The 12,528-nt window shown below is 43.7% G+C and carries 7 protein-coding genes; all 7 read right to left on the bottom strand.

Annotated features, from left to right (window positions below; translation table 11 throughout):
• Positions 1-40 precede the first annotated feature (40 nt).
• The 7 genes from BAE31_RS13005 to BAE31_RS12975 all read right to left on the bottom strand — a co-directional run bounded on the left by BAE31_RS13005 (position 41) and on the right by BAE31_RS12975 (position 12,528).
• The gene (locus BAE31_RS13005; RefSeq protein WP_076840620.1) at positions 41-1,255 is read right to left on the bottom strand and encodes a CynX/NimT family MFS transporter; all 1,215 of its coding nucleotides are present in this window, start codon (positions 1,253-1,255) and stop codon (positions 41-43) included.
• A 22-nt stretch (positions 1,256-1,277) separates the two neighbouring features.
• On the bottom strand, positions 1,278-1,424 hold the full coding sequence (locus BAE31_RS13000; RefSeq protein ID WP_064498621.1) for a YycC family protein: 147 nt from the start codon (positions 1,422-1,424) through the stop codon (positions 1,278-1,280).
• Positions 1,425-1,496: 72 nt separating this feature from the next.
• Entirely contained in the window at positions 1,497-2,231 is a 735-nt protein-coding gene (locus tag BAE31_RS12995; protein WP_076840619.1) for an alpha/beta hydrolase, read from the bottom strand.
• Between the two features lie 94 nt (positions 2,232-2,325).
• On the bottom strand, positions 2,326-3,291 hold the full coding sequence (locus tag BAE31_RS12990) for an iron-hydroxamate ABC transporter substrate-binding protein (RefSeq protein WP_041105844.1): 966 nt from the start codon (positions 3,289-3,291) through the stop codon (positions 2,326-2,328).
• A 98-nt stretch (positions 3,292-3,389) separates the two neighbouring features.
• A complete protein-coding gene (locus BAE31_RS12985; protein WP_076840618.1) occupies positions 3,390-5,009 on the bottom strand; it encodes a helix-turn-helix domain-containing protein in 1,620 nt (539 codons plus the stop codon).
• A 122-nt stretch (positions 5,010-5,131) separates the two neighbouring features.
• Positions 5,132-5,359 (bottom strand): MbtH family protein, encoded by a 228-nt coding sequence (locus BAE31_RS12980; RefSeq protein WP_025093680.1) that lies wholly within the window; start codon positions 5,357-5,359, stop codon positions 5,132-5,134.
• Between the two features lie 20 nt (positions 5,360-5,379).
• Positions 5,380-12,528, bottom strand: a complete 7,149-nt coding sequence (locus BAE31_RS12975; RefSeq protein ID WP_076840617.1) for an amino acid adenylation domain-containing protein — start codon at positions 12,526-12,528, stop codon at positions 5,380-5,382.

Below are 12,528 nucleotides of genomic sequence, written 5' to 3'. Positions count from 1 at the left end.
GCAGAAAAGAACCCGTCTCACGAGGAGGCGGGTTCTTTTTTTATGAAGGATCTGAAATATAGACACTGCGTCCGGCACGCATACCAGATAAAAACATGAAAAATAGGATGATGATAAAGATGATAATCGCTGGTGTCCATGTATGTGTGGAATCAAAAAGGATACCAATCATGAACGGCCCAACAGCAGCTAGTAAATAACCGAGAGACTGCGCCATGCCAGAGAGGGCAGCTGCTTGTTCCATATTGGTTGTTCGTAATCCGATGAATGTGAGGGCAAGACTGATACTGGCCCCTTGTCCAATGCCGATCAAAAGAACAGAGATGACAAGGATAGGCGTCGATCCTCCGAGAAGAAGTCCAATCATGCCAAGTAAATACACAAGGACAAGGCCGGCGACAAGCGGTCTTTGCGTTTTTAATTTTTCTGCAAAAACGGGCGTTAAGAAGGTGGATGGCAGCCCAACAAACTGCATAATGGACAGCATCCAGCCAGCTGTCGACAGGTTCATTCCATGTGATGTTAAGATATCAGGAAACCATGCGATGCTGCTATAGAAAAGGAATGACTGCAACCCCATAAAAAAGGTCACCTGCCATGCAACACGTGAACGCCATATTGGCTGCTCTGTAAGAGAAATACTTTTGACGGCCGCTGTATTCTGATGAAGAAGCTGCGGCGCCCAAACCATCATGGCGAGAAGGGCAAGTCCAGCCCATACAAGGAATGATGTATTCCAGCCGCCAGGCATCGTATGACTGAGCGGAACACTGACACCTGATGCAAGTGCAGCGAAAACGGACATTGAAGTCGTATATACACTTGTCATCAAACCTGCATGTGCAGGAAATTTATGCTTCACAAGCCCCGGTAAGAGCACATTACAAATCGCAATTCCGACGCCGACTAGCGCGGTTCCAATCATTAAGAAGGTGATGGTGCCAAACGAGCGAATCACAATCCCAAAGAGAAGGACGGCAAGTCCAAGCCAGAGGGTTCGTTCATTGCCCAGTCGTTTTCCGATTTTAGGTGCAATTGGAGAAAGCAATGCGAATGAGAGCAGTGGTAATGTCGTGAGAAAACCCGCCAGTCCATTTGAAAGCTGTAAATCGGAACGAATCGCGCCGATCACAGGGCCAACGGATGTAATGGCAGGCCGAAGATTAAATGCAATGAGCAAAATCCCAGCAATCAGCAGGATGGTTTGTCCTGTACTGCGAGGATGTAATGTTGATTTTTCTAGTTGTTGTTCCATGAATGTAAACTCCTTTATTTCTTTAAGAAGAACGATCTTTCTTCTGTTCAAGCTCCGCTAATTTAGCTAATAAGATATGCTGCGGCATATGCATGATTTGTTCTAACGGTACATTGAGTGATGCAGCTAGCTTTTGTGCGGTATCGGCTGAGATTTGTAAAGGTCTCAAGCGCAAATCCCTCCTCTTTCAATCTATACGTTCCAATATATCATATCGGCTTTGTGCCATGCTGATAAAAAATTAGCGTTCTCCTTTATAAAACCACTTTAGGGCCGATAAGAAATTTTTTTGAAATTGTTTCTGGTGATGGCCCTCCCCTTGTTCGATGTGATATTGCAGCTGCCTTTGTTGCATCCCTTTCTGTAATAAAAGATCATGTAGTTGTTTGTTGAATAAAGGCATGTGCTGTTGAGCAGATGTTTTTCCTTTCCCTTCTTCACTGCCTACAGACAAATAGACAAGGTGATCCACACACTGAATGCTTTGTTGTTTAGCAAACGATAGAAAATCTTGATACCAAAATGACCCGGAGATCGATGCGATGTTTTTAAAAAGATCAGGGTGCATGAATAAAGTATAAATAGCAAACAGCCCGCCTAATGAAGCACCTACGTGGCTATGTTCATGACAGGTTTCTTGAACTGGATATTCTCTTTTGATATATGGGAGCAAGTCATTCGCTAAAAATGACACATACGTCTGTGCCTCGCCTTTAAAGTCAGGGAACCCAGATCGCAGTGATGACGCCTTCCATGGCGTATATTCGTCAAGTCGATTGAAGGGGTGTATGCCGACGATGATGATTGGCGCGATGGTTTTGGTTTCGATCATTCTTTCGATCTCTAGCAGGCGAGTTCTAAACAAAGAAGAGCCATCTTGTACAAAGACAGCTGGAACATCAATAGAGGTGTCCTGCGGAAGGTAAATATCAAGCTGGCGCCCATTAAACTCGTCATATAGAAACGTTCCGTTCATGTGTATCCTCTCCTAAAGGTTTTCAACTACGTTGAAAAGAAGACAAAGGGCTAAACAATTTAGCCCTTTGTCAAAAATCTGATCACGCATCTTTTTAGTTGTTTTGATCTAACCATTTGACGGCCTTATCAAGGAAGGTTGTTTTGCTTAGTGCTGTTCCTCCTTGAAGCATAGGATCAACGACATTTTCATTGATGTGCCCATTTTTCACAGCTTTTAGGCTTGTCCAAATTTTATTTTTCTCTAAGTCTTTCAATGCATTTGGATTCGATGAGTTTTCCTCTTTAGAGAACTGAACAAAAATATAGTCAGGATTGAGTTCGCCTAGGCGCTCCAATGAAATCAATGCTTGTGCTTTGGCTTTTTTGATATCACTTGGTACTGTAAATCCTAAATCCCCATATAAGGTAGAGTTGAAGTATACGTCTTCTGGATATACGTACAGGTCGCCCTGTCTAATGCGCAAAATGACAGCTGTTTTGTTGCTGCTTTTGTCTTTCAGGGTTTCTTTCGCTTGTTTGAGATCTTTCTGATAATCAGAAATGATGTTTTTCGCTTCTTTATTTTTTCCAGTCAGTTCACCGAGTAATAATAGATTGCTTTCCCAGTCAGAAGAGACATGGGATACTGGGATTGTTGTTTGGACTTTATCTAGTTTTTTAATTGTTGCAGGCGGGAACTTGGTTGATCCGAGTATCACATCTGGCTTTAGTTTTAAGATTTTCTCTAGGTTCGGTTCTGTTTTTTCACCGATGCCTTCTGTTTTCGCTGTAATGTCTTTAAATAATTCAGGGAATGTGCCGCCTACAGTAGAAGCACCAATAGGCTCGATACCAAGTAATTTTGCATCTTCCATTGATTCAAGGCTTCCAGCAATGACAATTCGTTTCACTGGTGTTTTGAGTTTGTACGTTTGATCTAAGTAGTTGATATTTGTTTCTGCTGTTTCAGCTGACTTGCTTTTGGCTGTGTTTGAAGCAGGTTTATTTTCTGCAGCACCACAGGCTGCTGCGGTGATCGTCATGATACAAAGGATAAGCAATGCGAACCATTTTTTCATTTGTTTTCTCCTTTAACTGATAATTGTTCTCAATTAAAGATTGTATTAGGCTTTCGTCCTTTTATCCATAGACAAATCTCTGTCAAAGGATGGACTTTTTACGGAAAAAAAGATAAAAGGTCCTGAATGACTCGTTGATGACTGGCTGCTGTGTATTCACGCCAAGGGTCAGAAGTGAGCGGATAGACGGCTTGCTGCGTCACAGCTTTGAGATTTTGCCAAGCCTCCTGCTGCTTTAACTTTTGATAAAAAGCAATGGTTTTTGGCTCCTTATGCAGGAAGAGGAAGATGGCGTCTGGATCTAGCTGTTGTATAGAGCGAATGCTGATTTTTTTTTCTATTAGCTGACCGTCATTCTGAAAAGCTGGCAGAAGGCCAATGTCTTGAAAAATCACTTCGGACATGGTGCGATTTACAGACAAGTAGAGCTGATCTTGAAAAATACGAAGAGGCAGGACGGTTTTTGGATCAAAAAGGCATGCCTTTTTCGCTTGATTGACGAGTTCCTCGTAATGAATTAGCCATTCTTCTGCTTCCTTCGCTTCGTTTAGGAACATAGCTGTTTGTCTGAATTGAGTGCGCCAATCCAATTGTGTGAATGGAACAAAGTGAACAGGACAGATGGTTTTTAACACTTGTTTTTCTTCCTCTGTCACATGATCATTGGCAATGATCAGCTCAGGTTTTGTTTCCTTTAATAGCTGTAAATTGGCTTCAGCGTGCTCGTTGATCCGATGTGCACTCAGGTGAATCGGAATTTCTTCTGCATGATGCTCAAAATCATGTGCTGTCCATTTAGGGTGAAGAGGGGCAGCATATGGGATGATATGAATGGGTGTGAGCTGGCCGAGTATGGAATGGCCATAGGCTGCAATTTTCCGCTGACGGCTTTTCATATAAGTAGAAGGGGTCATGCCCGTTTTTTTCTTAAAGATGCGGCTGAAGTAATACGGATCTTGATAGCCGATTTCAAGTGCAATGTCTTTGAGCTTTGCGTTGCCTTTTGCCATTAATTGTTTGGCTCTAGCCATCCTTTTCTTGGTGATATAATCAGTGACACTCACATCAAAATGCTTTTTAAATAGCTCACTGTAATGATTGGCGCTGATGCCAGCCATATGAGATAGACTTGTCAGGCTGAGGGGTTCTTCGGAATGTTGATCGATATATTGTTTTGTTTTGAAAAGGGCATGTGCCGTGTCACAAATATCTTCTTTATGCAGTGTGAAAAGCTGCATAATAAGCTGCTGGAAAAGAGTTTGGCTTCTAAAAAAGCTAATGGATTCAGGTTTTTGCCATTCCTCTGTCATATCGGACAATAAAGAATGAATATGTTCAATCGAGCTAATATCGATAAATTGCCATTTATTCAGTAAAGAACGGGCATGTGCCGTTGATACTTCTCCTATGTTTTGATTTTGCAGCGTGTAGAGCTGAAAGCGAAACAGATAGAGCTCGTGTTTTTGATAAGGCTCTGTTTTCAACATAAATGTTTCCCCAGGCATGATCGTATAGAGTGTCAGATGTTTCAATCGCCATTTTTGATCGTTCAATGTGAGTAAACCGCTGCCGCTTATGCTGAAGAGGAGGCAGAATGTATCTGATAGCTGCTGCTCCGTATGTGGAAGCTCTGCATTATTTATTTTTTCAGTATATGTTAATCGGTAGATGAATTGTTCGGCATTTGCCAATGTACGTAATTGATTGTTGTTTCCCATAAAACCACCTGATCTCTTATTGATTGATAAACATTCTCAATTAAATTGTAGCAGAAAGAGCTGAAAGATGGTGATGTTTATTCTGCAAAAAAGCACCCTGATGGAGATCAGGGTGCGGTGATTTATTCCGTTTTTCCATGTGCTAGCGCAGGTTCTTTTGTTAAGCTTAATGGCCGCAAGTCCTGCCAGTGTGTCTGGATATAATCGATGCAGGCATTTCTAGTGTCTTCACCAAAGACCTTTTCCCATCCATCTGGCACTGGTGCAAATGATGGCCAAAGTGAATGCTGTCCTTGTTCATTGACAAGCACAAGAAATACACCGTCTTCACGATCAAAGGGATTTGTCATTTGTCATCTCTCCTTTATTCTTAGTGCTTTTGTTTGACCCGATGCAGTGCGTTGTCTAAGATGACACCAATTTCTGCTAGGGGTTTAGGCTGGCACATGTCTTTGTGCCGGCAATGAATGTCGTGCTGTTCAATAGTTCCGTTGATATAAGGTGCCCATGCTTCGGGATCAATTGGTGTAAACCAATCTGGGATAATGGTAGATCTAAAGAATAATATGTCCCCCTGATAAGTTTTTGGCTGATATTCTCCGAGCAATCGAACTGAATTCACATAGGTTTCTTTTAGATTTCTAATGGCATCTTCATTTAAGCTAGCTAGTGCACTGCCATCTTTTTTCAAGATGTCGATGGCACTTTTCATTGTGAGCGGTTCACCTGTTAAGGTATCTGGATCATAACCGCCGAGCGCAAGAAGAGCGATTAGAGCTTCTTCTTCATCAGGTGCTGCTTTAATCGGTAAGAAATGGTTTGGATAGGCATCCAGCATCGCAACGAGTGCGATTTCTTCACCTTGCTGCTGGAGCTGTGTAGCCATTGCCTGTACAACGTTTCCGCCTAGTGACCAGCCAAGAAGATGATAAGGACCTTTTGGCTGAATCGTTTGGATGTGCTTGATGTAATCCGCAGCCATATCATCTAGTGTGTGCGGGTAGTCATCTTTTCTTGCGATTCCTCGAGCCTGTAATCCATAAATAGGGATGTCTTTTTCTAATGTATTCAAGAGACCTGCATAGCACCAGCTCAAACCACCTGCTGGATGAACACAGAAGAGAGGATATCTTTCTCCATTTGTTCGAAGCGGCAGCAAGATGTCTAGTGCGTTTTCATCGCTTCCTGTTTCTAGTTTTTCTGCCAAACTTGCTACATTTGGTGCTTCAAACAATGTTCCAATGCTTAGTTTGACACCAAGTGCATCACGAATGCGGCTGATTAAACGAACCGCAAGTAAGGAATGCCCGCCAATGTCAAAAAAGCGATCGTCTATGCTGATTTTAGGCAAATCAAGCACCTCTTCAAAGAGATGACATAGGATTTCCTCTTTCGGGTTTCTAGGGCCGCGGCCATCCGTTTGCTGTACATGCAATTGAGGGGCCGGCAGTGATTTTTGATCAAGCTTCCCGTTTGCTGTAAGCGGCATGGTGTCAATTTGTACATATGCCGCGGGCACCATGTAATCAGGAAGACTGGCTGCTGCAAACTGACGAAGGGTCTCTGTATCGAAACGGTTTTCTTCAGTTGGGACGATATATGCGACTAAGCGTTTGTCGCCAGGCTGATCCTCTCGCATCATGACGGCAACTTGTGCAACTGTATCGTGGCGTGCCAGAACGGCTTCGATTTCTCCAAGTTCAATGCGGAAGCCGCGTATTTTAATTTGTTGATCAGCTCTGCCAATGTAATCAAGAGCCCCTTCTTCTGTCCAGCGCGCAAGGTCGCCTGTGCGATACATCCTTGTGCCAGGTGCGCCATAAGGATCGGCAGGGAATCGATCTGATGTCAGGTCAGGTCTGCCTAGATAACCTCTTGCAAGGCCAGCTCCAGCTACATACATTTCACCTGTCGTCCCAGGGGGAACAGGCTGCAGGTATTCATCTAGAACGTAAACGTGTAAATCAGGAATCGGTTCGCCTATTAAACTGCTGGAGTTCTTTGTGATCATGTCTCGATTGAGTTCATTGTACGTAACGTGTACGGTAGTTTCTGTGATGCCGTACATGTTAATGAGCTTTGGCTTACAGTCTGAGTGACGGCTGTACCAATCTTCTAATCTGCTAAGCTCTAATGCTTCACCGCCAAAGATGACATAGCGGAGTGATAATGCTTGACCAAGTGTTTGTTGTTCCTTGTCTATCTGCATAAGCTGATAGAAGGCAGAAGGTGTTTGATTAAGTACAGTCACGCCTTCCTCAACTAGAAGCTGCAGCATCTCTTCTGGAGAGCGAGAGATGGTATGAGGTACAATGACAAGTCGGCCGCCATATAAAAGTGGTCCCCAAATTTCCCATACTGAAAAGTCAAAGGCATATGAATGGAACATTGTCCAAACATCTTCTTCATCAAATTGGAACCAATGTTCAGTAGATGTTAGAAGACGGATGACATTTTGATGTGGGATGACCACTCCTTTTGGTTTCCCTGTAGAACCGGATGTATAAATAATATAGGCCGGATGCAGAGAAGATAGCGGCTCAATTCTGTCTATATCAGCCGGATTGTGATTTGGCATAGTCAGCAATTGATCGCTCGTTTCCATTTCGTCTAACAAAATCAAATCGCAATCAGCAGGGAGGTGCACTGCATCTGCTTTTGTTGTGATGCTGCAAACTGGTTTGGCATCTTGTATCATGTATGCCAGCCTGTCTGCTGGATAATCAGGATCAAGCGGAACATAGGCTGCGCCTGCTTTATGAACGGCTAATAAACTTACGAGCATATCGATTGATCTAGGCAGGGCAAGTGCAACGAACTGTTCTGGTCCAACGCCTTTTTCTATTAATAAATGAGCAAGACGATTGGCTTTGTTGTTTAACTCTTCATAGGTCAGCTGCCTCTTGCCATCCGTTACTGCGACCCGATCATGGTATTGCTCCGCCGTTTTTTCAAATAAGGCCGGGAGACTATGTGCTTGGTCTAACTGAGCAAAAGTCTTTTTGTCAGGGAGAAATGTTTGCCGCTCTTTATCTGATAAAATGTTCACTTGACCAATTGGCACGTGTGGGCGCTCAGTCACTTCAGTTAAAAAGCGCTTCATTCTGTCAGCGATTGCTCGAATGGTGCTTTGTTTAAATACATCTGTACTGAATTCAAACAAACCTGTTAATCCTGCTGCTGATCCAGTTTCCGTTCTTTGTTCTGTCAATTCGATGGTCAAATCAAATTTAGCTGACCCTACTGGTTTCACGTAAAGATCTGAGTCAAGTTGTGTCAGCTTCATTTCTGCCTTCGGTGTATTTTGGAAGGCAAGCATGACTTGGAACAATGGATTTCGTGATCTGGACCGGGTTGGATTTAGGATTTCGACTAGACGTTCAAATGGCAGATCCTGATGCTCATACGCTGCTAAGTCAACGTCTCGCACTCGCTTCAATAGCTCACTAAAGGTTGGATTACCAGCTGTATTTGTACGTAATACTAGTGTGTTCACAAACAATCCCACAATGTCGTCAAGTGCATCGTCATTCCGTCCAGCAATCGGACTGCCGATTGGGATATCTGTACCGGCCCCAAGGCGTGTCAGTAATGCTGCAAGTGATGCTTGAAGCACCATGAACAAACTCACCTGATACTGCTTTGCAAGCTCAAGGAGGTTCTGATGTAAAGCGGGTTCAATCGTAAAATCTATCGTAGCACCGTTGAAGCTTCCTTCCTGTGGACGCGGGAAGTCATAGGGAAGCTCAAGTTCTTCAGGCAGGTCATGTAAGGCGCCTTTCCAATAGCTGAGCTGCTTGGCAAATAGACTATCCGTCTCTTCTTCACTGCCCAACAGCTTCTGCTGCCAAATAGCATAGTCAGCATATTGAACAGGTTCCGCTGGCAAGGAGATGGATTTTCCTTGTATACGGGCTTCGTAAGCAGCAGCTAAGTCTCGCGTCAGTGGTGCAAGTGACCAGCCGTCACCAGCAATGTGATGCAGCAATAGAAGCAGTACGGATCGCTTTGCATCAAGCGTGAATAATTCAGCTCGAAGTGCAGGTTCTTCTTCAATCTGAAAGCTATAGCGAATGGCTTCGTTTAACTGATTCTCAATTTGTTGATCGCTTGAAGCTGTGACATGGAGTTCAGGCTGAACACTTTTGGGGTGTAAAATGACCTGTCTTGGCATGCCGTTCTTATTTGGAAAAATGGTTCTAAGGGTTTCATGTTTTTCAGTGATATCTGCTAAAGCACCAATGAGAGCTGTTTGATCTAGTGTACCTGTCAGTTGAATGACAAGTGGAATATTGTAAGTTGGACTTGGCCCTTCAAGGCAATGAAGGAACCAGAGCCGTTTCTGGGCAAAGGATAACGGAATCTCATCTGGCTTGTCTTCTACCTGAAGCGGCGGCCGAATGTCCTTCGCTTTGTCAATGTGCTGCGCAAGCTCAGCAACCCGAGGAGATTCAAAAATGATACTCATGCTTAGGTCTGCACCAAGTGTATCGCGTATACGTCTAAGCAGACGAGCGGCGAGTAAGGAATGTCCTCCTAAGTCAAAGAAACTATCATCTATGCCGATTTGAGATAGACCCAGGGTTTCTGCAAATAAACTACATAACATGTCTTCTTGTGGTGTTCTTGGTGTACGCTCAGAACTGACTAAAGACATATTTGGTGCTGGTAATGCTTTGCGGTCGATTTTGCCGTTTGGCGTAAGTGGAAGTTCTGGCAAAACGACAACAGCAGAAGGCACCATGTAATCAGGAAGTAATGCAGCCGCGAACTGCCTGAGTTCTGAAGGGTGCAGAGAAGAGCCATCTGTCAGCACTACATATGCACAAAGCAGCTGCTGCCCAGGTTGATCCTCACGAACGATAACAGATGTATGCTTTATGGCTTGATGCTGCATCATCACTGTTTCAATTTCACCTAGTTCAATACGGAAGCCGCGGATTTTAATTTGATGATCAGCACGGCTGATATAATCAATTGAACCATCTTCACGCCATCTGGCTAAATCACCAGTACGATACATTCGCGTGCCTTTTGTGCCGAATGGATCAGCGACAAAACGTTCAGCCGTTAAATCATATCGTCCAAGATATCCTCTGGATACTCCTTCACCTGCAATATAAAGCTCACCGATTGATCCTGCTGGGACTGGGTTTAGTCCTTCATCTAAAATGTAAATGCTCGTATTCCAAATGGGTTTACCAATTGCCGGCCCGCTATTCTCCCGGTGTGCTGTGACATTTTCCATCGTAGACCAGATCGCCGTTTCTGTAGGTCCGTACAAATTAGTAATGTCACATTGAAGAGATTGCAATGTGTGCAAAAGGGAGGCAGGGAGTGCTTCACCTCCAACAAGAACACGCATACCTGTGATCACATCAGGGTACTCATCTGCTAGCGCATGCCACAACGTTGGCGTTGCCTGCATGATTGTGACATGATGAGAACGAATCATGTCTGAAAGCTTTGCTGGTTCTTGTATGGTTTCTTTTTTTGCCAATAAAATAGCAGCACCATGTAAAAGCGGTAGGAACATTTCCAGCCCAGAAATATCAAAGGCAATGGTCGTTACCGCTAAAAGCTGGTCTTCTTGATCTAATAAAAATGAATCTTGCATAGACAATATAAAGTTGATCACATTTCGTTTTGTTACAACAACACCCTTTGGTTTGCCTGTCGATCCTGATGTGTAGAGGATGTAAGCCGGGTGATGTGGAGAGCCCTCGCTCCAAGTCGGATTGAGGTGCGGACTGTCTGCTATCTCCTGATGAACAGTTGCATCATCCAGCTGAACGATGTGCGGATGGTCCAAACCGTCTGCTGTCTCTTTGACTGTGAGCAAGCACGCTGGTTTGGCATCTTCTAGCATATAGGCGACACGATCGTTAGGATAATCAGGGTCTAGTGGCAGATATGCGGCTCCCGTTTTGACGACGGCTAATAGACTTACGACCATATTGATGGACCGAGGCAGAGCAATTGCGACAAATTGTTCTGGTCCAATGTCATGTTTTTTCAAATAATGAGCTAATTGATTAGCCCGCTTATTCAACTCCTCATAGGTCAAAGTAATTCCTTCAAACTGTAATGCTTTTGCTTGTGGTGTTTTGCTTACCTGTTTTTCAAATAGTTCCCGTAAAGATTCCTCTGGTAATTCTCGTTTTGTATCATTCCAGTGCTTGAGGATGTTCTCTTTCTCTTCAGACAAAAGAAGGTTGAATTGACTGATCGTCTGATCTTGCTCTAGTCCGGTTATTTCCTCCAGCAATTGAAGAAAACGCTGCTGATGAGCGTCAACTGCTTGCTCTTTGTAAACGGCAGGGTTTGCATCAAAGTCAATTTGAAATCCGTTCCCATCCGCGCGGTCGTATATGTTAATCGATATATCATCCACGGGTCCTGCTGAAAGGTTATGTGCTTGACCAACGCTCTGATCGAACATGAGATTATAATCAAATGGCATGATATTGATCTGTGGGCCAAATAATCGCTGATTTCTTCCGATGAGTTTAAAGTCTCTCCGCATGTCCTCGTGACGATATCTTTGATGAGGGCGAATGGCTTTTAGTTCATCAGATACTTGGCGAACAAGTGCTGAGAGTGTCATTTCTGGTTTGCATGTTAAACGAAGCGGTACCAGATTCATGACCATTCCAGGTGTTTGTAAGGCGCACGATCCAAGGCGCATCATAACTGGTAATCCTAAAACAATATCATGTGCACCAGTCATACGATGCATATATAAAGCAGATGCTGCAAGGATCATTTCATGCCACGTACCACCGAAGGCTTGAGCATTTTTTTTCATTTTGCTTACCTTTTCTGCATCGTAGCCAGCCGTTTTTCGGATAAAATGATCCGACGTTCTTGGGGCAAGCTCAGCAAGGCTGACAATTTCAGGTTGATCAGCAAAGCGATTCTTCCAAAACGTTCGATCAGCTTCATATCGATTGGACTGTCGATAAGTGGACTCCTCTTCGACTACGTCATGTAAGGCTCCAAATGTTTGAGGAGGCACAGGTGTCCCTTGCGATAAGGCTGAATAGACCTCAGCAACACGACGTGCAATGAGCGAAAAGGCGAATCCATCAATGGCAATGTGATGAATGCGCTGATACCAGATAAATCGGTCGTCAGCAAGCTGAAAAAGTACTTCACGGAATAATACATCTTTCTCTAAAGAGACTGGTGTTGAAAGATCTGCCTTCATCCATGCTTTAGCCGCATCAAGCGGCTGTTTTTCATTTTGTAAATGAATCAATTGAAATGGAATCTCTTTCTTAGATGTCATCCATTGTTTTGGACCGTCAGTATCCTCAACGAAGCGCATATACAAGGAATCTGCTTCTAAGACAGTCTTTCTAATGGCGGCTTCAAAATGTATGGGATCAATAGGACCTTTAATCTCTATATACTCAGCTGTATTGAAAATAGGATTAGCTGGATCAAGCTGCTGCGCGTACCAAATGCCTGATTGGGCACCGGTTAGTGGGAATGAATCGACTGACTGGATCGACAA

This window comes from Bacillus sp. I-2, assembly GCF_001974945.1.
Lineage (GTDB): Bacteria > Bacillota > Bacilli > Bacillales > Bacillaceae > Bacillus > Bacillus safensis.
Note: the sequence above shows the minus strand (reverse complement) of the source record. Positions and strands in the feature narration are given on the sequence as shown.

Coding starts and splice junctions, on each gene's coding strand:
- BAE31_RS13005 (WP_076840620.1), bottom strand. CDS start 1,255: ATGGAACAACAACTAGAAAAATCAACATTACATCCTCGCAGTACAGGA.
- BAE31_RS12995 (WP_076840619.1), bottom strand. CDS start 2,231: ATGAACGGAACGTTTCTATATGACGAGTTTAATGGGCGCCAGCTTGAT.
- BAE31_RS12990 (WP_041105844.1), bottom strand. CDS start 3,291: ATGAAAAAATGGTTCGCATTGCTTATCCTTTGTATCATGACGATCACC.
- BAE31_RS12985 (WP_076840618.1), bottom strand. CDS start 5,009: ATGGGAAACAACAATCAATTACGTACATTGGCAAATGCCGAACAATTC.
- BAE31_RS12980 (WP_025093680.1), bottom strand. CDS start 5,359: ATGACAAATCCCTTTGATCGTGAAGACGGTGTATTTCTTGTGCTTGTC.